Annotated in this window: 20 protein-coding genes; 1 reads left to right on the plus strand and 19 read right to left on the minus strand. The window is 35.4% G+C overall.

The annotated features are described in order from the left end of the window. Window positions 1-111: 111 nt before the first annotated feature. From I5776_RS12790 to I5776_RS12800, 3 genes are read right to left on the minus strand one after another with little or no spacing between them, the layout of a single operon-like run. Window positions 112-387: an EscU/YscU/HrcU family type III secretion system export apparatus switch protein gene (locus I5776_RS12790; RefSeq protein WP_202776790.1), complete on the minus strand. Its 276-nt coding sequence runs from the start codon at window positions 385-387 to the stop codon at window positions 112-114. Then, complete coding sequence (locus tag I5776_RS12795) at window positions 384-1919, minus strand: hypothetical protein (RefSeq protein ID WP_202776791.1); 1536 nt, start codon at window positions 1917-1919, stop codon at window positions 384-386. The genes I5776_RS12790 and I5776_RS12795 overlap by 4 nt, the downstream gene beginning before the upstream one ends. A 45-nt stretch (window positions 1920-1964) precedes the next feature. After that, a complete protein-coding gene (locus I5776_RS12800; protein WP_246483783.1) occupies window positions 1965-3833 on the minus strand; it encodes a terpene cyclase/mutase family protein in 1869 nt (622 codons plus the stop codon). A 361-nt stretch (window positions 3834-4194) separates the two neighbouring features. On the opposite strand from I5776_RS12800, the gene I5776_RS12805 reads away from it, so the two are divergent. Then, window positions 4195-5358, plus strand: coding sequence for an iron-containing alcohol dehydrogenase (locus I5776_RS12805; RefSeq protein WP_202776792.1), 1164 nt, complete (start codon window positions 4195-4197; stop codon window positions 5356-5358). Window positions 5359-5394: 36 nt separating this feature from the next. Here the strand turns inward: I5776_RS12805 and I5776_RS12810 are convergent, their stop codons facing one another. The 16 genes from I5776_RS12810 to smc form a co-directional block, all read right to left on the minus strand. Then, entirely contained in the window at window positions 5395-7254 is a 1860-nt protein-coding gene (locus I5776_RS12810) for a PTS fructose transporter subunit IIABC (protein ID WP_202776793.1), read from the minus strand. A 15-nt stretch (window positions 7255-7269) separates the two neighbouring features. Continuing rightward, complete coding sequence (gene pfkB / locus I5776_RS12815) at window positions 7270-8181, minus strand: 1-phosphofructokinase (protein ID WP_202776794.1); 912 nt, start codon at window positions 8179-8181, stop codon at window positions 7270-7272. Next, window positions 8178-8933, minus strand: coding sequence for a DeoR/GlpR family DNA-binding transcription regulator (locus I5776_RS12820; protein ID WP_202776795.1), 756 nt, complete (start codon window positions 8931-8933; stop codon window positions 8178-8180). The genes pfkB and I5776_RS12820 overlap by 4 nt, the downstream gene beginning before the upstream one ends. Before the next feature lie 209 nt (window positions 8934-9142). After that, a complete protein-coding gene (locus I5776_RS12825) occupies window positions 9143-9910 on the minus strand; it encodes a ribonuclease HII (protein WP_202776796.1) in 768 nt (255 codons plus the stop codon). Window positions 9911-9954: 44 nt separating this feature from the next. Beyond that, window positions 9955-10824, minus strand: coding sequence for a ribosome biogenesis GTPase YlqF (gene ylqF, locus I5776_RS12830; protein WP_202776797.1), 870 nt, complete (start codon window positions 10822-10824; stop codon window positions 9955-9957). A gap of 19 nt (window positions 10825-10843) precedes the next feature. Then, the gene (gene lepB, locus I5776_RS12835; protein WP_202776798.1) at window positions 10844-11386 is read right to left on the minus strand and encodes a signal peptidase I; all 543 of its coding nucleotides are present in this window, start codon (window positions 11384-11386) and stop codon (window positions 10844-10846) included. A 226-nt stretch (window positions 11387-11612) separates the two neighbouring features. Further along, a complete protein-coding gene (gene rplS, locus I5776_RS12840) occupies window positions 11613-11957 on the minus strand; it encodes a 50S ribosomal protein L19 (RefSeq protein WP_066230267.1) in 345 nt (114 codons plus the stop codon). Between the two features lie 142 nt (window positions 11958-12099). Next, entirely contained in the window at window positions 12100-12846 is a 747-nt protein-coding gene (trmD, locus tag I5776_RS12845) for a tRNA (guanosine(37)-N1)-methyltransferase TrmD (RefSeq protein ID WP_202776799.1), read from the minus strand. Then, on the minus strand, window positions 12843-13358 hold the full coding sequence (rimM, locus tag I5776_RS12850) for a ribosome maturation factor RimM (protein WP_202776800.1): 516 nt from the start codon (window positions 13356-13358) through the stop codon (window positions 12843-12845). Before rimM ends, trmD begins: the two co-directional genes overlap by 4 nt. A gap of 10 nt (window positions 13359-13368) precedes the next feature. Further along, window positions 13369-13755: a YlqD family protein gene (locus I5776_RS12855; RefSeq protein ID WP_202776801.1), complete on the minus strand. Its 387-nt coding sequence runs from the start codon at window positions 13753-13755 to the stop codon at window positions 13369-13371. Window positions 13756-13966: 211 nt separating this feature from the next. Further along, the gene (locus I5776_RS12860; protein WP_202780792.1) at window positions 13967-14200 is read right to left on the minus strand and encodes a KH domain-containing protein; all 234 of its coding nucleotides are present in this window, start codon (window positions 14198-14200) and stop codon (window positions 13967-13969) included. 11 nt (window positions 14201-14211) lie between these two features. Next, window positions 14212-14484, minus strand: a complete 273-nt coding sequence (rpsP, locus tag I5776_RS12865) for a 30S ribosomal protein S16 (protein ID WP_066230256.1) — start codon at window positions 14482-14484, stop codon at window positions 14212-14214. A 120-nt stretch (window positions 14485-14604) separates the two neighbouring features. Continuing rightward, window positions 14605-15948 (minus strand): signal recognition particle protein, encoded by a 1344-nt coding sequence (ffh, locus tag I5776_RS12870; RefSeq protein ID WP_066230253.1) that lies wholly within the window; start codon window positions 15946-15948, stop codon window positions 14605-14607. A gap of 12 nt (window positions 15949-15960) precedes the next feature. Next, the gene (locus I5776_RS12875) at window positions 15961-16287 is read right to left on the minus strand and encodes a putative DNA-binding protein (RefSeq protein WP_202776802.1); all 327 of its coding nucleotides are present in this window, start codon (window positions 16285-16287) and stop codon (window positions 15961-15963) included. A gap of 81 nt (window positions 16288-16368) precedes the next feature. Next, the gene (gene ftsY, locus I5776_RS12880) at window positions 16369-17358 is read right to left on the minus strand and encodes a signal recognition particle-docking protein FtsY (RefSeq protein ID WP_202776803.1); all 990 of its coding nucleotides are present in this window, start codon (window positions 17356-17358) and stop codon (window positions 16369-16371) included. A gap of 34 nt (window positions 17359-17392) precedes the next feature. Beyond that, a complete protein-coding gene (smc, locus tag I5776_RS12885) occupies window positions 17393-20959 on the minus strand; it encodes a chromosome segregation protein SMC (protein ID WP_202776804.1) in 3567 nt (1188 codons plus the stop codon). Window positions 20960-21013: the final 54 nt, after the last annotated feature.

Below are 21013 nucleotides of genomic sequence, written 5' to 3' on the forward strand. Positions count from 1 at the left end.
GGTTTACAACGTTATTTTATCTATTTTATTACTAATTATTAATATTTTTCCGAACCATTCCATTTTTGGTAAGATAAAAACCCTTTTATATGAATATTTTGATTCATTTTACTAGTTTGCAATATTTCGATCTAAACGATAAATAAATGCAAAAACTTCTGCAACTGCCTCATATAATTCTTCAGGAATCGTTTCATTTAATTCCAGTTGTCCAAGTAATTCTACTAAATTATGATCTTCCTGGATTGGGATGTTTTTTTCTTTTGCGACCTCTATAATATTTTCAGCTGTTAAGCCTTTACCTTTTGCGATAACTTTAGGTGCATCCTGGACATCAGATTGATATTTTAAAGCAATTGCTTGTTGTCTTTTATTCGTTTCACTCATATTCGTATATCCACCCCTGAATATTGGTATTTCACTGGTTTAGAAAATGATTTTTGCACTTCATTATTAGTTGAAGACTCAAATTGGATGGATGATAATGAATAATTTAGATCTTTTAATCCTGTTTTTAACTTTGGAATAATTGATTGTGCCATTTCTTGAAGATGATCAATATTACTGTTTATTACCTTCATCGAAATAATTCGATTTTGTACCTTCATATCAACAATTGTTTCCTGCAAATTTTCCAGTTCTAAATAAAATAAAACATGGCAAAAATCAGGGTCTATTTTCCCGTCTTCTTTTCTCTTCCCGGACCATTGCATAGTTAGCTCGGTTTGAAATCCAAATAATTGGAATGGCATCTGATAAACAATATGTTGATAAGGTGTATTTGAGTTTGATAGCAATTGTTGTCCATTCATTTTATTGATAATCTGTTCCGCAAGTTCTTTTGTTTCCAATGAATGGTCAGTTTCTTGTACATACTTTACTAACAATGGCTTCATGCTATTTTCTAAATTTATTTTGCCTTCTTTATTTGCTAAAATATCCGCTTCGTAAAACAATCCCATTTTACTAGTTGTCTTTTTTAATAATGTTAATAAATTTTGTGGAAGAGTATTTTTATTCGTTTCTAAATCCTCTGATTGCAAGGACTGAACCACAGATAATAACTTCTGCTCATTCGTTTGATTTATGAATTGTTCCGCAAGCTTTTTTGCTACCAATGAATGGTCAGTTTCTTGTATATACTTTACTAATAGTGGCTTAATATTACTTTCTGTAATTATTTCATTATTTGTATTTGTTATGATATCCGAATTAAATAACAGTCCCATTTTACTAGTTGTTGCTTTTATAATTGACAATAAATTTTGCGGGATATTTTCTTTACTATTCGCTTCTACGTTTTTGGGTTGTAAAGATTCAATAGCCGACAATAATGATTGGACGGTTTTTGTTTTTGGCTCGGCATTTAATTGAGTTTCTAAATCGTTTAGCAATGTTTGTATTGGCGATTTTGGACTTAGTGCTTCTCTCAACGATTTATAAATTGACTCGGAAAAGGGATAATCTTTTTCCACCATATATTTTAACGTGTCCAACCCTTCCTTTGTATTTTGCTGATGCTCAATCCATTCCCCAACTCGTAAAATCGTTTCCTTTGGTAAAGGAATTTGTTCTTTTGCTAAAAATGCTGTCAATTCTTTAAATACTTTACTATTAGGAAGGGATAATTGTTTTAAAATTGAGTTTTGCGTTTGACTTTCAGTTGATACGGATGAAAGGATTTTAAGGTGAATTTCTCCCTCTTTTGTTGATGCTTGAAACCAATACTTACCCCCATTTATGATAGGTGCCTCAAGTTTTGCTAATATGTTTTGATTACCAACTTTAACAACTGCTGTTTGATTAGGATATATTTTACTAATATTTCCCACAAAAATGTCACCTGATTGGAATTCAAATAGATTTTGAAGGGGTTTCACATCTCCTCTTAAAATTGATTGGATATTCGATAAGATCATTCAATCCCCTCCATTTCACTAGAGTAATTATAATACTATCGTAAACTACTCTTTATATTTTTTTAAATATTTTACAAGAGTGAACAGTGGCCAAATATATTCGTAGCTATGATAATGAATATAAAATTCCCCACCCATTCCTTGACCTTTTGGATAGGAAACCCTCCAATCTTTAATATCGGCATGATTGATTAAAAAGTTAATTCCTTTTTGTATCGATGGAGTAACTTCGTCCGCTATAGTTATTAAAGATTCAAGTGCCCATGCCGTATGTGTTAGTGTGCTTACACCTAACGGGATATATCTTTTTATTTTATCACTATTGCATGACTCACCCCAACCCCCATCGACATTTTGGATGCCCTCAATCCATTTTTTGGCACGAATGATTGATGGATGGTTGGATCTCATCCCAACTGCCATTAATCCTTGGATCGCTGTCCAAGTACCATATATATAATAAATTCCCCAACGGCAATTCCAACTGCCATCATCTTCTTGGTGATGTATGAGCCATTTAATTGCTTTTTTAATCTGTACATCATCTTTATTAATACTTGTGTAATTACCCAGAAACTCTAAGGTTCTGCCCGTTAAATCTACGGATGATGCATCCAACAACAAACCTTCTCCATAAGGCAATAAATTCAGTAATGGATTATCAACGTTTTTTTCGAAAGCTGCCCATCCACCATCATCATTTTGCATGGATAATACCCAGTGAATTCCACGGTCCCACACGTTATAATAATATGGCTCTTCAATTACTAGTTGATGCAACGCACGCAAAGCTGCAATTGTATCATCTATATCTGGATTTATTGTGTTAACATTTGAAAATCCCCAACCACCAGGGAATATATTTGGATTATGCAACGCCCAATCCCCTAGTTTTACATGTTGTTTTTCTAATAAATAATTATTAGCTTGACGAATGTTTACCTCTGTATGGGGAATTCCGGCAAATTGGAGAGCCGACGAAATTAATGCAGTATTCCAAACATTGGCTGTCGTATACTGACAATGCTTATCCCCATTAATCGTGCAAATCATAGATTTCAGACCATCGATGGCTTTAATAATTTTTGAATCATTTTTATTCTTTCCCCGGGCAATGAATGCGAAAATCATATAGAAAGTTCCACTGAAATAGCTATAAAGTGTGCCATCCGGCTCGATATGGTCATTTAAATATTGCTCCAAATATTCCAATGCTTTTTCATGAACATCTTCCTTTAATTCCACAATTTGTTCAATTCCCTGTTCTATGAAATCAAAAATCGATCTCGTTTCATCGGTAAACTTGTTTTTATCGTTTGTTTTCCTTATCTTGAGATCAGCTAGAATTGGGGAATTTACCGGTTTCACAACTAATTTATAGTCTGCAATAATGAGTAAAGGAGCTAAATTTGCTCTGCCAAAAACAGATATATCAAAAAAATTAATTGGAAACTTTTCAGGAAGGAGGACTGCTTCTACTGGAATCGGAAAAGGCGAATCCCACTCAATTTGACCAGTTAACGATAATAAAGCAAGTGTGAACATATTTGCTTTTTGTAGTCCACCATTTATAATAATAAATTCTTTTGCTTTTATAAGATTAGAAGAATTCTTATCTACATAACCTGATAACAGCAATGCATAGTAAGCTGTAATGGTTAAGGATAAATTTCCTTTTCCTTCATCAACAAATAACTTCCAAGTCCCATCATTGTACTGTTCCTTTATAATACGATTAACTAGGCTTTGAATTAAACTTTCATCATTTTCCTCTAAAGTTCTTAATAATATAATCATATAGCAATCTGTTAATACCCCTGTTTCAAAAGGGTATTCCCAAGAACCATCATGAGATTGATCAGAAAGCAAACGCTCTATTATTTTATCCCTTTGTCTTACTACATTCTGCCTCATCCTTATCATCCTCTCTGGGAACTCATTATCTATATTTTTATTCTTAAAGACTCGTCTAATTTCCAAAAGAATTAGCTTTAGAATGTTGTTAATTAAACCGCAGCCTGAATACACTTCGCTTTCCGCGGGTGAGTAGTGAGCCTCCTCGCTCGTACCTCAGCACGGGGATCTCACATTGCTCACTTTTCCCGCAGGAGTCTACGTGTATTCAGGCTGCTCAGTACTTCTAAAATAGTTTTAATCTTATTAACAATAAACTAAAAAAGCCGCCTAAAATGAAATGAATGTAGTATATTAATAATGCTGCATTTTTGCATTTCTTATTTCTCTATTTCATAATGTAGGTAAGGAGTGATTGCAAATGGATAATTTTACATATTGGAACCCAACTAAATTAATATTTGGTAAGGGACAACTTGAACAATTGAAAGTAGAAGTTCCACAATACGGAAAAAAGGTGCTGCTTGTTTATGGTGGAGGCAGTATTAAGAAAAATGGTTTGTATGACCAAGTGGTAAGAAATTTAGAAGAAATCGGCTCACAGGTATTCGAATTATCTGGAGTTGAGCCGAATCCGCGAATCTCAACGGTAAGGAAAGGCGTAGATTTATGTAAAAAAGAGCAAATTGATTTCCTCCTCGCTGTTGGTGGTGGAAGTGTCATTGACTGTACAAAAGCAATTGCTGCAGGTGCAAAGTATGATGGGGATGCATGGGATCTCGTAACGAAGAAATCTTTTGCAAAAGATGCCCTTCCTTTTGGTACAGTATTAACAATTGCAGCTACCGGCTCCGAAATGAATGCAGGTTCGGTTATTACCAATTGGGAAACGAATGAAAAGTATGGCTGGGGTAGTTCGGTTACATATCCTAAATTTTCAATTCTTGATCCAGTAAACACAATGACTGTTCCAAAGGATCAAACAGTTTACGGCATGGTCGATATGATGTCACATGTGTTCGAACATTATTTTCATCTAACCGAAAACACACTTATGCAAGATCGGATGTGTGAATCTCTATTACTGACTGTCATGGAAACTGCTCCTAAATTAATTAATGACCTAGAAAATTATGAATACAGATCAACAATTTTATATACAGGCACGATGGCATTAAACGGAATGCTTTCAATGGGCTATCGCGGGGATTGGGCTTCACATAATATTGAACATGCCGTTTCAGCTGTATACGATATACCCCATGGTGGCGGATTAGCCATCCTGTTTCCAAATTGGATGAAACATAACTTAAAAGTTAAGCCTGCCCGTTTTAAACAGCTTGCTGTTCGGGTATTTGGCGTGAATCCTGATGGTAAAACCGACGAAGAAGCTGGTTTAGAAGGTATTGAAAAACTGAGGGAATTCTGGAATAGCATTGGAGCACCATCTCGATTAGGTGATTATAATATCGATGAAAATAAATTAGATGTTATGGCCGATAAAGCAATGGCTAATGGTGAATTTGGTAATTTCAAAAAGCTAAATCGTGAAGATGTTTTAGAAATCTATCGTCAATCATTATAAAAGAAAATAGGCTGACATTTGTCAGCCTATTTTCTCTTATTCACTTACTCTTTTCTTAAGTATGCCTACTAATAATGCTGTAACTACTGAACCAATTAAAATGGCTAGGACATACAAGAGAGGATTCCCATCAACTAAAGGAATAACAAATATTCCTCCGTGCGGTGCGCGAAGTCCAATTCCAAATAACATCGCTAATCCCCCCGCAATTGCAGATCCTACTACAGCTGAAGGAATCACACGTGCCGGGTCAGATGCTGCAAATGGGATGGCACCTTCCGTAATGAATGATGCACCCATAATATAGCAAGTAATCCCCGCTTCACGCTCTCTTTTTGTAAATTTATTACGAAATAGAGTTGTAGCAATTGCCATACCAAGCGGTGGCACCATTCCACCTGCCATAACAGCAGCATGTGGTGCATAATTTCCTGCGTCAATCATTGCAATTCCAAACGTAAAGGCAGCCTTATTAATTGGCCCTCCCATATCAACAGACATCATCCCACCAAGAATAATCCCAAGTAATACTAAATTTCCTGTACCTAAATTATTTAATAAATCGGTTAAGTATTCATTAAACAGACTGCAAGGTTTATTAATAACAAAGAACATGATGATACCTGTAATAAATATTCCAAATAGCGGATAAAGTAATACTGGCTTAATTCCTTCAAGGGCATCTGGTAATTTCGAGAATATTTTTTTCAGTAATACAACAACATAACCTGCTAGAAAACCTGCAATGAGTCCACCCAAAAATCCAGCTCCACCTTGGGCAGCCATAAACCCGCCAACCATACCTGGTGCCAAACCTGGACGATCAGCAATACTCATCGCAATAAAACCAGCTAAGACGGGAATCATTAAACCAAATGCATTACCGCCACCAATTGTATTAAGCGCTTCCGCAAATCGATTATATGTCTCATCCTTCGGATCAGCCGAGTGAATCCCAAACATAAAGGAGATCGCAATTAAAATTCCTCCACCAACAACAAAGGGCAACATATTTGATACACCATTCATGAGATGTTTATAAAAGCCGCTTCTTCCCTTATGGTCACTATTATCCTTTTTCTTTTCACCAGAACCGTTATAAATAGTCCCATCTTGTTTAACTGCTCTCTCTAGTAGCTCTTTCGGTTTACGAATTCCATCAGCAACTGGAACTTCAATAATATACTTGCCTTTAAAACGTTCCATTTCTACTTGCTTATCCGCAGCGATAATGATTGCGGAAGCTTGATTAATTTCTTCCTGTGTTAATACATTTTTTGCCCCACCAGAACCATTTGTTTCAACCTTAAATGGAATCCCTAATTCTTTTGCCTTCTCTTTTAACGAATCGGCAGCCATATATGTGTGAGCAATACCAGTTGGACAGGCTGTAACAGCAAGTACCATATTTTTTTCAATCGATGTTTCTACTGTTTCTTCCTCTACATCAAATTCATTAAATACAGCTATTATCTCTTCAGGAGAAGATGCACCCATTAATTTATTTCTAACCGCATCTTTCATTAATAACGAAGAAAGTTTTGATAGCGCCTCTAAATGTGTATTATTAGCCCCTTCACTAGCAGCTATCATAAAGAACAAATGACTTGGTTGTCCATCAAACGATTCATAATCCACACCTGCTGTCGATCTACCAAATGCGATGGCTGGTGACTTTACCGCATCTGTTTTTGCATGTGGGATGGCAATCCCGTCCCCAATACCAGTCGTACTTTGCTCTTCTCGCGCTAAAACAGCTTTTTCATATTTATCCTTATCATTTAATTTTCCAGCATGATAAAGGACATTTACCAGTTCATTTACGACTTCTTTTTTTGATGTTGATTCAATCCCCAATTTAATGGTTTCTAATGTAAGCAGTTCAGTAATTTTCATGTTGTTTATCTCCTTTTAAAGAGTTGTAACCTTTACTTGGTTTACTAGATTTGAAACCATTTCCTTTGTGCAAAGACCCATAGAAAACGCGGTTGCACTTCCTGAAGCAACTCCATTTCGAAATGCTTGTTCAACTTGCGCACCTGTTACAAAAGCAGCTAAAAATCCGCCAACTAAAGAATCTCCAGCACCAACAGAGTTTATCAGTGTCCCTTTTGGTACATTTGCATGATAGGCGTGTGTTTTAGTAATTAATAATGCACCTTTATCAGCCATTGAAACAATGACATTTTCAATTCCATTGTCCACTAATTTTTTTCCATAAAAATAAGCATCTTGAATGGTAGTAATTTCTTTATCAAAAAGTTCTCCAAGTTCATGATGATTAGGCTTAATTAAAAAGGGTTTAGCTTCTATTACATTTTTAAGGGCTTCTCCAGAAACATCCGCAACAAAAAGTGTCCCTTTCTGTTTCCCCTTTTCGATTAAGTCTTTATATATTGATGTAGGGAGTGTGCTTGGAATACTTCCTGAAAAAACGATAATATCTTCCGAATGAGCCGCGTCGAGTTTTTCTATGAATTTTTCAAATTCGGCAGGTCCAATATTGGGACCTGATCCATTAATTTCAGTTTCTTCATCTGCTTTCAACTTAATATTAATTCGAGAATCTCCAGCTACTTTCACAAAATCAACTTGGATTTGTTCGTCTTTTAAATAGTCTTCAATATACTTGCCAGTGAAACCGCCAACAAAACCAAGTGCCTTCGAATCTACTCCAAGTCTCTTTAATACTCGGGAAACGTTAATGCCTTTCCCACCAGGAACTTTATAATCTTCGTCTGTACGATTTAATGCTCCTAACTGAAAATCATTTACTTTAACGGTATAATCCAATGAAGGATTTAATGTTATTGTGTATATCATGATGTCACTACCTTAATGATTGTTTTTTCTTTATATAAATCTTGTGTTTCTTCATCTATATCATTTGTAATAATAGAGGCTTTAGAAATATCAGCAATTTCTGAAAAGGCGATTTCACCAATCTTTGAACGATCTGCAAGAACATAGCTTTCTTTTGAAAGTTCTAAAGCTTTTTTCTTCATAGCGGCTTCCTCTGGATCTGGTGTGGTAAAGCCTAGTGACGGGTGAATACCGTTCACTCCTAAAAAACATTTATCGAAACGGTAAGATTGAATACTAGCAAGTGCATCCTTCCCAATCATGGCATTTGTACTCGCCTTTAGAAATCCGCCGACCACATATGTTCTAATGCCTTTACTTAAAAGCGGCTCTATATTGGTTACACCATTAGTTACAACGACAATCTCCAATGCACTATCCAAGTATTGAATTAATTGGAGAGTTGATGTACCGGCGTCTAAATAAATACAATCACCATTTTCAATTAAACTGGCGGAGTATTTTGCAATTGCTTTTTTTGCCGAAAGATTTTTAGCTGACTTTTCAAGTATATTGGGTTCATCTAATTTCTTTTGAATTCGAGATGCACCGCCATGTACCCTTTTCAATGCCTTTTTTTCTTCTAACTGTACTAAATCCCGTCTGATGGTTGATTCTGAGGTCTTTGTTTCATCAACAAGCTCTTGGATACTTACAATATCTTTTTTCTTTAAAAGCTCAACAATCATTCGATGTCTTTCTGCTGTTAACATGGGTTTTTTCACCTCAGCTCCAATTGATAACGCATACAACTTCTTTCCTCTTTATAGTTTACATCCACTTTCGTTCAAAATCAACCACTTTCAGTCAAAATCATCCATAAACATTCAGGTTCAGTTACTAGCTTGTTGATTTCAAACACTAAAATTTAACAAAGAATACAATAAAAAACTATGAGAGTAGTCTCTCATAGTTGAAATTTTTATATATAGTTTTTTATCGGTGCAAAGGTTTTTCGATGGATTGAACATGGGCCGTATTTTTGAATTGCTTGGATATGTTCATTTGTACCGTAGCCCATATTTTTATCAAACAAGTAATTTGGATACTCATCGGCATATCGCTTCATTAAACGGTCTCTCGTTACTTTCGCGACAACGGAAGCAGCTGCAATCGATACACTTGATGCATCACCTTTAATGATAGCTGTCTGTGGGATCGGTATCGTTAATTTCATTGCGTCTATTAAACAATAATCAGGCATTGTTTGAAGGTCACTAATTGCTGCTATCATCGCTTTTTTCGTTGCTTCATAAATATTAACCTTGTCTATTTCTTGCGCCGTAATAATTCCCGTTCCTACTGCTACAGCTTCTTTCATGATGATCGTATAAAATTCATCGCGTTTTTTTTCAGATAATTGCTTTGAATCATTTAATCCTTCTAAGTAAAAGTGCTCAGGCAAAATAACCGCTGCCGCAATGACCGGGCCTGCAAGAGGCCCTCTGCCCACTTCATCAATACCAGCTATGTACTTAAAGCCTTGTTGCTTGATTTTCGTTTCATATTTCATCATCTGATCAAATTTTTTACGATTCATTTCCTTTACTTCCTGCTGCTTATTCCATTGATTTAGGAGATTTTGAACACCTTTACGTTCATCCATTTCTAGTATTTTAAAGAGCGGATCTTCCTTACTTACCACTGTTTTCAGCATTTCAGAAATATCTTTAATTGTCTTCGTTTTCATGGTCTGTCCCTCATCTTAATTTATAGAATAAAAAATCCCCACATTTAGGGGGATATAATTGCATTTTGTTCACCGGGTATATCGAATGACAAGGCTCCTAATTTATCCGAACGGATATCTCGAACAATTGTTTCTGCTGTTTTATCATAATCGACTTCCCCTTTTGCCATTAAACATCCACGTAATTCACCGATATGATTAAATAAATCGAGAACCTCAGAAGGTATTTCGGAAAAACTATATCTTTCCTTGAGTCGATTAGGATAATTTTCCTCAAGAAAACGTAATGCGTAAATTGAAATATCCTGAAGGTTTAAAATTGTATCTTTAATAGCCCCCGTTAAAGCTAATTTATACCCTACTTCTTGATCTTCAAATTTTGGCCATAAGATCCCTGGGGTATCAAGTAATTCCAATTCTTTCCCGACTTTAATCCATTGCTGTGATTTTGTAATACCTGGCATATTTCCTGTCTTAGCAATATTCTTCTTAGCAAGCCTATTAATCAATGTTGATTTCCCAACATTTGGTATCCCGATAATCATTGCGCGAATAGCTCTAGGTTTCATCCCTTTTGCTTTCATACGATCAAATTTAGGCTTCAATATTTCCTTAGCTGCATTTACAATCTCATGTAAACCACTGCCTGCTTGTGAATTTATTGATAAAGCTTTTCTGTCTAGCTCTGCATAATATTGCAACCATCTTTTCGTCGTATCGCGATCTGCTAAATCAGCTTTATTTAATAAAGTTAATCTCGGTTTTTGCTGGATAATCTCATCAAGCATTGGGTTTGCAGAGGAAACAGGAATTCTCGCATCCACCAACTCAAATACGATATCCACCAGTTTTAATTTCTCCGTAACTTCCCTGCGAGCTTTTGCCATATGCCCTGGGAACCATTGTATTGTCATGCTTTCAACTCCACATTTCTTATTTTACAAGGCGAATATCTGAAATTGGCCAATAAATTAATTTCGTATCACCAATTACTTTCTTCAATGGAACCGCACCAATATGCCGACTGTCTTTACTAAATCTGCGATTATCACCCATGACGAAAATTTCCCCTTCTGGAACCGTTTCTTGGCCGACTGGGGTATCTTTCAAAGTGAAATCTTCAGTAAGAGGACCTTCGGGTAAGTCTTTCTTATATTTATCTAAGTATGGTTCCTTATATGCTTTTCCATTTATATAAAGGGTATCATTTTTATATTCTATCTTATCCCCTGGCAGACCTATTACTCTTTTTATGTAGTCTTTCTTTTCAGGTGCATGGAAAACAACAATATCAAACCGATCTGGATTTCCTAGTTTATTAACGATCATCCGATCTCCATTTTGAAGTGTAGGCATCATGGAAGAACCATCTACAACAATTGGCGCAAATAAAAAATAGCGAATAATAACCGCAAGTGCCACCGCAATTAGTAGTGCTTTTGTCCATTCCCATAATTCGTTCTTTTGTTTTGACATGTTTCCACCGCCTATGTAAAATTGCCAAGCTATATATATTAATATATCAGCTAATCAATGATAAATGTAAATTTTTTTATGCCTATCATTATTTTATATCCAATTTACTTTATCCATAATCCGGATAAAAAAATTATTCATTAAAGTCGAAAAGGAGCTTGATATCAAGCTCCTTTTCTTCTTGTCCAGCACAAGTTGTCTATTAAAGACACTTACACTTTTCTTATTATCGAATTTCTTTAATACGAGCGGCTTTACCACGTAAATTACGTAGGTAGTAAAGTTTCGCACGGCGAACTTTACCGCGACGCACTACTTCAAGCTTCGCAATCTTAGGAGTGTGAACAGGGAATGTACGTTCAACACCAACACCATAAGAAATTTTACGAACTGTGAAAGTTTCGCTGATTCCACCACCACGGCGTTTAATTACAACACCTTCAAATAGCTGGATACGTTCGCGAGTACCCTCGATAACTTTAACGTGTACACGTACAGTATCACCAGGACGGAACGCTGGAAGATCAGAGCGAAGTTGATCTTTTGTAATTTCATCAATAATTTTGTGCATCGAATTCAACTCCTTCCAACAGATGCTCATACAAATCTTAACATGCAGCGGAACATCGTTTTCATGCGATTTATTAAAATAAATCACAAGGAATATCTTATCATATCAATTACTGTATTGCAATCACCTATTTATTATATCTTTAATCTTTCTTAGTCTGTTTCCACTCTTCAATCCATTTTTTGTGTTTCTCTGTTAATGGATAATTATCTAACAAATCAGGTCGTCTTTCATATGTTCGCTTTAAGGATTGTTTCTCTCTCCATTCATCAATATGCTTATGATTTCCTGATAATAGTACATCTGGAACACTCATCCCTCTAAAATCGGCAGGACGTGTATAATGAGGATGCTCTAACAGGCCTGAAGAAAAAGAATCTAGTATGGGAGAATCCTCATTTCCTAACACTCCGGGCAATAGTCGAACAACACTATCGATAATAACCATCGCTCCAAGCTCTCCACCTGTTAACACATAATCACCAATAGAGATTTCATCAGTTACGACATGCTCACGAATTCGTTCATCATATCCTTCATAATGTCCACAAACAAATATAAGATGCTGTTCCTTTGCTAATTCCTCTGATACTTTCTGAGTTAAAACTTTACCTTGAGGACATAAAAGAATCACTCTTGGTGGTTTACTATTTTCGTTATTTTGCGTTAGAGAATCAACCGCATCGAATATGGGTTGAGGCTTTAATACCATACCTGCTCCGCCGCCATAAGGATAATCATCAACCGATTGGTGCTTGTTGTCTGCAAACTCACGAAAATTAACGACATTGTATTGTACAGCATTTTTTTCTGCTGCTTTTTTTAATATAGAGGAACCGAAAACCCCAGAGAACATTTCAGGAAAAAGAGTAAGGACGTCTATTTTCATGTTAATAGCCCTTCCATTGGATCAATCGTTATAACTTTTTCTTCGATATCTACATTTTTTATTATTTCATCAATATACGGGATTAAGTATTCTTTTTTATCTGTACCTTTTACAATCCATACATCATTTGCTCCAGGTGTCAATATTTCTTTTACAATTCCTACTTCTTCTCCGTCTAGCGTAATAACTTTACACCCAATGATTTCATGAAAGTAATATTCCCCTTCATCGAGGTTAGTTAATTGTTCTTCAGAAATCTTTAATAATCCATTCTTCCATTTTTCAACCAAATTAATATTTTCGTACCCATCAAATTGTAATAGATCAAAGTTTTTATGTGTACGATGATTTTTAATCGTTAATTGAATGGGTTCTTGTTCATTTAGAAATAAATAAAGAAGATTTCCTTTTTGATATCGTTCTTCAGGAAAATCGGTTTTGGATATAACACGTACCTCTCCATTAAGTCCATGTGTATTTACAATTTTTCCTACATTAAACCAATTAGTCATGCACTCACCTCTAACGTATTTCTATGATGATTCCATCTTTGATAATAATCATTTGTTCTTTCACTAGTTTCTCCCAATCATCGCCAACTTTTACATCTACAATGGCTTGTACATCCTGTTCTTTAATTTCACTTCCAAGAGGCAATAGAGTTAGTTGCTCGATTTGAAAATCAACTAATTTTATTTTTTCTTTTCTGCTATTAATTTCTTTTTCAAAATGCGTTTTTAAACTAGTTGGAGAGAACTTTTTTGTACGTTCCAATTTTTTTAATTCAAAGCGTAATTGATCACATTCTTTTTGCATCGTGATTTTTTTTTGAATATACGATTGCTGCAATTCTTTTTTACTTTTTTCTGTGAGGACTTGCTTTATTGTTACCGTCTGAAGTAACTGCATTTTCCCCCTCCTTATTTGTTCTTTTACTAACTATTTTACTTTGGCATATGTGATGCTTTATTTTGATAAGGAGTTAAAAAGAGGTATGTATACGAATTTTGTATATAGAAAAAGGGAGGAATTGAACCCTCCCTTTTCTCATGCAGTGTAATAAATTCAGTGTGAGAATTCTTATTCTGCTTGATAAATCAAAGGAAATTATCCTTTGATTTCATTCGATAATTTCCAAATAAATTTTCTTATGATGTTTGGATCCTGCCGCAGCATAGACAACAGTTCGAATGGCTTTTGCAACTCGCCCCTTTTTTCCAATTACCTTTCCAATGTCCTGTTTATTAACTGATAGTTTATAAGTGATGTGATTATCTTCATCAGTTACAAAAACTTGAACATCTTCAGGAGAATCTACAAGAGGCTTTACAATCGTTTCAATCAACTCTTGCATTGAGTTCACGATTATTTGCTATATTTTGCGTTGTGGAATTTTTCCATGATGCCTTGTTTAGAAAATAGATTGCGAACTGTGTCAGATGGTTTTGCACCATTTTGTAACCATTTCATTGCTAGTTCTTCATCAATTTTAACTTCAGCTGGTTGTGAAACAGGATTGTAAGTTCCTACTGTTTCAATAAAGCGTCCATCACGTGGTGAACGAGAATCAGCTACAACAATACGATAGAAAGGAGATTTTTTTGCTCCCATACGTTTTAAACGAATTTTTACTGCCATTTTAAATAGCACCTCCGAATAGTTTTACACAAGATAGTATATTATCAAATATGTGTTTAGTTTGTAAAGTGTTTTTTCTTAACACTAAGTATTATATCAAAAATGATGAGAAAGGACAAACTACATAAATGGAAATTTAAAGCCTTTGCGTTTTCCTTTTTGTTGCATTCCTGTCATTTGTTTCATCATTTTTTTCATTTCTTCAAATTGCTTTAAAAGACGGTTTACTTCTTGGACCGAAGTTCCGCTCCCTTTGGCAATTCTCTTTTTTCTGCCAGCGTTAATAATCTCCGGATTGACTTTTTCCTTTTTCGTCATTGATTGAATAATCGCTTCAACATGACTAATCTGTTTTTCATCAATCTGAAGATTGCCCATGCCTTTAATTTTATTCGCACCAGGCATCATTTTTAATAGTTCGTCGAGTGGACCCATTTTTCGAACTTGACCTAATTGATCGAGAAAATCATCAAATGTAAAATTCATCGTCCTCAATTTCTGTTCAAGTTCTTTTGCTTTTTCCTCGTCAACATTTGCCTGAGCTTTTTCAATTAAAGAAAGCATATCCCCCATACCCAAAATACGGGATGCCATACGTTCAGGATGGAATGCTTCCAATGCATCTAATTTCTCACCCATACCGACAAATTTAATCGGCTTTTCTGTGACAGCACGAATGGAAAGGGCTGCACCACCACGAGTATCCCCATCGAGCTTCGTTAATACGACACCGGTAATGCCCAGTTGCTCATTAAAGCTATCAGCAACATTAACAGCATCTTGTCCAGTCATTGCATCAACAACGAGGAAGATCTCATCGGGATTAGATAGCTCTTTAATTTCTTTAAGCTCATTCATTAATTCCCCATCAATATGCAACCGACCTGCTGTATCAATTAATACATAATCATTATGGTCTTCTTTTGCCTTTTCAAGGGCCTGTTTGGCAATTTCAACTGGGCTGACTTGATCTCCTAAAGAAAACACAGGCATATTAAGCTGTTTTCCTAGCGTCTCAAGTTGTTTAATCGCAGCCGGACGATAAATATCAGCAGCAACTAACAAAGGATTACGATTGTATTTTTTTCGCAAAAGATTTGCAAGTTTTCCAGTCGTCGTCGTTTTACCGGCACCTTGCAAACCAACCATCATAATAACAGTTGGAGGGCGCTTCGATACTGCGATTTGACTTTGTTCCCCACCCATTAAATTCGTTAATTCTTCTTTAACTACCTTAATGACCTGTTGTCCAGGTGTTAAACTTTTCATAACTTCCTGTCCAACGGAGCGTTCGCTTACCTTTTTAACAAAATCCTTTACTACTTTGAAGTTAACGTCAGCTTCTAATAAAGCAAGGCGAACTTCACGCATCATTTCCTTTACGTCGCTTTCAGATACTTTTCCTTTGCCGCGTATTTTCTGTATTGTGTTCTGAAGTCGGTCGGATAGTCCTTCAAATGCCATTCATACCGCCTCCTATTCTAATATTTCAAGCGCTTCAATGAGTTTTGCTATTTCGTCCACTGAAGTAGTTTCCAATGCTTTTTTCATATTTTCAAGAATTACTTTTCTATCCTGAAACTTTTGGAATAATAATAATTTCTTTTCGTATTCCTCAAGCATGGCTTCTGTACGCTTGATATTATCAAACACTGCCTGCCTGCTCACTTCATATTCTTCAGCAATTTCACCAAGCGAGAAATCATCTAAATAATATAGGGACATATAGCTACGTTGCTTTGGAGTTAACAACGATTGATAAAAATCATATAGGTAATTCATTCTCGTTGTTTTCTCTAGCATTCTTCACACTCCCTTGTTAAGTGAAAAACCTTTACATATGAAGATTACACAGTATTTATTGATTTGTCAAGTAAATGTCCTTTATTCCTCGTTTTGCTCAATGATTGTTGAAAAAAGTCCATAAACATATTTTTCCGGATCAAATTCTTGTAAATCATCCATTTTTTCACCTAAACCAACAAACTTAACTGGGATTTCTAGTTCATTGCGAATAGCTAAAACAATTCCACCTTTTGCAGTTCCATCTAGTTTAGTCAATACAATACCGGATACATCTGTTACCTCTTTAAACGTCTTTGCTTGTACCATCGCATTTTGTCCTGTTGTTGCATCAAGCACAAGAAGTACTTCATGGGGTGCATTTGGAATTTCTCTTTCAATGACCCTTTTTACCTTTTCTAATTCATTCATCAAATTAACTTTGTTTTGCAAACGGCCCGCCGTATCACAAAGAAGAATATCAGCTTTACGAGCCTTTGCTGCCTGAATAGCATCATACATAACAGCAGCAGGATCAGAGCCTTCACCTTGTTTGATTACGTCTACACCAACACGTTGGCCCCACACTTCTAATTGATCGATAGCACCTGCCCTAAATGTGTCCCCAGCGGCCAAGATAACTTTCTTTCCATCAGTTTTATATTTATGAGCAAGTTTGCCAATTGTCGTTGTTTTCCCCACACCATTTACACCAACGAATAAAATAACAGTTAAACCTTCTGATTGAATATTGATAGTATTTGGTGTTTCCGTATCCCCTTGATAGATTTCAACAAGCTTTTCAGATATAACAGATTGAACTTCTGCAGGATCTTGAATATTCTTTTTCTTCACTTCCATTTTTAATTCTTCAACAAGCTCCATAACTGTATTGAAGCCTACATCTGCTCCAATAAGAATTTCTTCAAGCTCTTCAAAGAAGTCCTCATCTACTTTCCGATACCTTGCTACAAGGTCATTCACTTTAGAAGCAAAATTATCTCTTGTTTTTGATAAACCTTGTTTAAATTTTTCCGTTACAGAATCAGTTGATTTTGTAAATTTATCTTTTAGCTTTTTAAAAAAACTCATTTTTCAATCACTTCCTTGTTTATTCTTATTCGTCTTATGTTTCAACTAGTTCCTTAGATGATTCAAGTCTAACGGATACAAGTTTAGACACACCAGATTCTTGCATCGTGACACCGTAAAGGACATCGGCTTCTTCCATCGTCCCTTTTCGATGAGTGATTACGATGAATTGCGTTTCTTCGCTAAATCTTTTTAAATACTTGCTAAAACGATATACGTTCGCTTCATCTAGTGCAGCTTCCACTTCATCTAATATACAAAAAGGAACCGGACGAACTTTTAAAATTGCAAACAATAACGCAATGGCGGTTAATGCGCGTTCTCCTCCGGATAACAACCCCAAGTTTTGTAATTTCTTTCCGGGCGGCTGTGCAACAATATCTACTCCCGTATTCAATAAATCAGTTGGGTCTGTTAATTTTAATTCAGCACGGCCACCACCAAATAAAGCTTTGAAAATGGGTTCAAAATGGAACTTTACAGCTTGAAATGTTTGTTCAAAACGTTTTTTCATTTCTTCATCCATTTCATCAATAATTTGAAGTAATGTCTCCTTTGCCGAAACTAAATCTGATTGCTGTTCCATTAAAAACTGATATCGTTCGGATACGCGTTCATATTCATCAATTGCACCGATATTAACAGTTCCTAATTCTTCAATTGCCAATTTGATTAGTTTCACGCGTTTTCGAGCTTCTTCAATTGGAATTTGCAGTGGATATTTTTCTTTAGCCGCCTCGAAGGTTAACATATATTCTTCATTTAAGCGGTTAAGCCGGTTTTCTAAATCAACATCTATTCGATTAATTTTCACTTCTTCATCTTTAACTACTTCTACTAAACCTTTATGTTGCCTCTTTAGTTCCTTAATTGCTAATTCAGCATCCTCAAGTTTTGATTGTAATTGCATCCGTTCTTCTCTTCGAATTGAAATTAGCTTAGTCGTTTCAATCTTATCGGTTAGCTTTTTCTCTGCCGCCACTGACAATTCTGTTTCCCCAGAATGATTATTCGACATTTGGCCAACTAACCAGTTAAGCTCTTCTTCATAACTTGTTTTTTTCGTACTTACTTCTTCGCATTCCTCTTTTATAGTTGTAAGTTTTTCACGACTAGTTACAAGCTGTTCATTTTTCACTGCTAGTTCCGCTTTTAAATCACTGATTTCAGAAAGTAATTCATCCTTAGATATGTTTTGTGTATTTTTTTTCTTTGTTAAATTCTCAATTTCTTTATCAAGTTGTTCAATATTGTTGGTTATTTCCGTTAAAGTTGTAGTCAGTTCATTTATGCGGCGATCTACATTTTGAACAGTAGTATTCGATTCGTTTCGCTCCATATCGTAAATTTGGAGTTTTTCATTTAGATTTTTTTCGGCTAACTCAATTTGCCTCATTTCAGATTTCAATTCTTGTTGCTTTAAGCGAAGGATTTCTCCAGCACTTCTCATTTCTTCAAGTGCCTTTTCATTGCTATTTACATCTTGTTTAAGCGTTTTTACTTGCTGTTCAAGCTGATTTGTTTTTTCTTCCATCAATTTCGTTTTTTCTTTAAGATCTTCAAGCTCTCCTTTTCGGCTAATTAACGATGTAGAAGATTGTTTAACAGTTCCCCCCGTCATTGAGCCACCAGGATTAACAACGTCTCCATCCAATGTCACTAATCTATAGCGATACTGCAAAAGCTTGGCAATTTCATTTGCCCCTTGAAGATCTTTTGTAATGATTACATTTCCTAAAAGATTTGAAATGATTGTTTGATATTTTTGATTGATTTTTACAATATTAGCTGCAATACCAATAAACGCTTCATGCTTACCTATCAATTCCAATTGACTTGATGACAACCCTTTTCCTTTAATAATATTTAACGGTAAAAAGGTAGCACGTCCATATCGATTGGTTTTTAAATACTCAATCGCTTTTCTCCCATCGGCTTCTGTCGCAACAACGACATTTTGCATGGCTCCGCCTAATGCTGTTTCGATGGAAAGCTCATATTGCTTTGGAACATGAATAAGCTCTGCAACTGCACCTTCAATCCCCGAAAGCTTAGTATTTCTAGCTTTCAAAACTTCCCGAACTCCATGGAAGAAACCTGTGTAATCCTCTTCCATTTCCTCAAGGGTTTCTTTTCGGGACTTAGCTTTTTGTAAATATTGAAAAGCTTGATAAAGTGTCGTTTCTTGTTTTTGATATTGCTTTTTCAATGATTCTAGTTTTTTTTGATGTTCACGGAATGCATGTACTTGTTTCTCAATTTGAACATCGGCTATTTCTAGTTCGTTTTTTGTTTTCTGCTTCTCTTCTAAAATCATCTGTCTTTGTTCTAGATATTTTTTATTATCACCATCAAGCTTTACTTTTTTGGCTTCTTGCTGTCCTAATTGCTGCTCAAGTAAGGCCAACTCATTTTTATTAGTTGCCTTTTCATTTAAAAGTTCAATATAATCGCTTTTTAATGATTCAATCATTTCATCAATATTGATATTAAATTGATTCATTTGTTCGGTTTTTTCTTTTAATTTCTTTTTTAGTGAAGCAGCGGATATTGTGTGTTTATCATATTCTGCTATCAATGTTGTTTTTTGTTCTTCAAGTCTAATAAGCTTTGCCGAAAGCTCTTCAATATTTTTTTCGAATTGCTCTTTATTATTGCTTGCATTCTTTTTTCTTTCTTTTAAAACTTCCTTACGCCCTTCAAGTTTTTCAAGCTCTTCTGTCGCTGAAAGCAACACATTTTGCAAATCATTTATTGATTCATCCAACGCGGCAAGAGTATCGCGCATTTTTTCAAGAATAGCTTCTTCTTTTTGGATTTTAGATGACAGACCCAATTCCTTATCCTGATGATTTCCTAGCTCTTGCTTCAATGTTTCCCATTTTTGACTTAGCTCTTCGATTTCATGAACCGTTAGAGCGACCTCGAAATTTTCAAGCTCGGCTTTTTTATCTAAATATTCTTTAGCAAGGGATGCTTGGATTTTTAAAGGTTCCACTTGATTTTCCAATTCATGAAGAATATCGTTTACCCGATTTAGGTTTTCACCCGTTTCATTTAACTTCGATTCAGCTTTCTTTTTTCGGGTTTTATATTTAAGTACTCCCGCGGCTTCTTCAAAAATCGTTCTTCTTTCTTCCGCTTTACTGTTTAATATTTCTTCAACTTTCCCTTGGCTAATAATTGAGAAAGCTTCCCTGCCAAGCCCGGAATCCATAAATAAGTCGATAATATCCTTCAAACGGCAAGATTGTTTATTAATGGAAAATTCACTATCACCTGAACGATATACCCTTCTTGTTACACTAACTTCATTATAATCAATAGGTAATTGATGGTCTTCATTATCTAATGTTAAAGTCACTTCTGCGAAGTTTAATTGTTTTCTGGAATCACTACCAGCGAAAATAACGTCTTCCATTTTTCCGCCTCGAAGCGACTTTGCTGATTGCTCTCCGAGGACCCATCTGACAGCATCAATGATATTACTTTTTCCGCTTCCATTTGGGCCTACAACTGCAGTTACTCCAGAAACAAAATCGATCGTGATTCTTTCCGCAAATGATTTAAATCCGACAACATCTAAGCGTTTAAGAAACAAGAAACTCTCCTCCTATATCCTTTTCTTCCTTGCTGTTTTTTCTCTTAGGAGAAG

The organism is Heyndrickxia vini (assembly GCF_016772275.1).
GTDB classification, from domain to species: Bacteria; Bacillota; Bacilli; order Bacillales; family Bacillaceae_C; genus Heyndrickxia; species Heyndrickxia vini.

Excerpts from the sequence above, each read along its gene's own strand:
- I5776_RS12790 (WP_202776790.1), bottom strand. The coding sequence starts at position 387 with ATGAGTGAAACGAATAAAAGACAACAAGCAATTGCTTTAAAATATCAA.
- I5776_RS12795 (WP_202776791.1), bottom strand. The coding sequence starts at position 1,919 with ATGATCTTATCGAATATCCAATCAATTTTAAGAGGAGATGTGAAACCC.
- I5776_RS12800 (WP_246483783.1), bottom strand. The coding sequence starts at position 3,833 with ATGAGGCAGAATGTAGTAAGACAAAGGGATAAAATAATAGAGCGTTTG.
- I5776_RS12805 (WP_202776792.1), top strand. The coding sequence starts at position 4,195 with ATGGATAATTTTACATATTGGAACCCAACTAAATTAATATTTGGTAAG.
- I5776_RS12810 (WP_202776793.1), bottom strand. The coding sequence starts at position 7,254 with ATGAAAATTACTGAACTGCTTACATTAGAAACCATTAAATTGGGGATT.
- pfkB (WP_202776794.1), bottom strand. The coding sequence starts at position 8,181 with ATGATATACACAATAACATTAAATCCTTCATTGGATTATACCGTTAAA.
- I5776_RS12820 (WP_202776795.1), bottom strand. The coding sequence starts at position 8,933 with ATGTTAACAGCAGAAAGACATCGAATGATTGTTGAGCTTTTAAAGAAA.
- I5776_RS12825 (WP_202776796.1), bottom strand. The coding sequence starts at position 9,910 with ATGAAAACGAAGACAATTAAAGATATTTCTGAAATGCTGAAAACAGTG.
- ylqF (WP_202776797.1), bottom strand. The coding sequence starts at position 10,824 with ATGACAATACAATGGTTCCCAGGGCATATGGCAAAAGCTCGCAGGGAA.
- lepB (WP_202776798.1), bottom strand. The coding sequence starts at position 11,386 with ATGTCAAAACAAAAGAACGAATTATGGGAATGGACAAAAGCACTACTA.
- rplS (WP_066230267.1), bottom strand. The coding sequence starts at position 11,957 with ATGCACAAAATTATTGATGAAATTACAAAAGATCAACTTCGCTCTGAT.
- trmD (WP_202776799.1), bottom strand. The coding sequence starts at position 12,846 with ATGAAAATAGACGTCCTTACTCTTTTTCCTGAAATGTTCTCTGGGGTT.
- rimM (WP_202776800.1), bottom strand. The coding sequence starts at position 13,358 with ATGACTAATTGGTTTAATGTAGGAAAAATTGTAAATACACATGGACTT.
- I5776_RS12855 (WP_202776801.1), bottom strand. The coding sequence starts at position 13,755 with ATGCAGTTACTTCAGACGGTAACAATAAAGCAAGTCCTCACAGAAAAA.
- I5776_RS12860 (WP_202780792.1), bottom strand. The coding sequence starts at position 14,200 with ATGCAAGAGTTGATTGAAACGATTGTAAAGCCTCTTGTAGATTCTCCT.
- rpsP (WP_066230256.1), bottom strand. The coding sequence starts at position 14,484 with ATGGCAGTAAAAATTCGTTTAAAACGTATGGGAGCAAAAAAATCTCCT.
- ffh (WP_066230253.1), bottom strand. The coding sequence starts at position 15,948 with ATGGCATTTGAAGGACTATCCGACCGACTTCAGAACACAATACAGAAA.
- I5776_RS12875 (WP_202776802.1), bottom strand. The coding sequence starts at position 16,287 with ATGCTAGAGAAAACAACGAGAATGAATTACCTATATGATTTTTATCAA.
- ftsY (WP_202776803.1), bottom strand. The coding sequence starts at position 17,358 with ATGAGTTTTTTTAAAAAGCTAAAAGATAAATTTACAAAATCAACTGAT.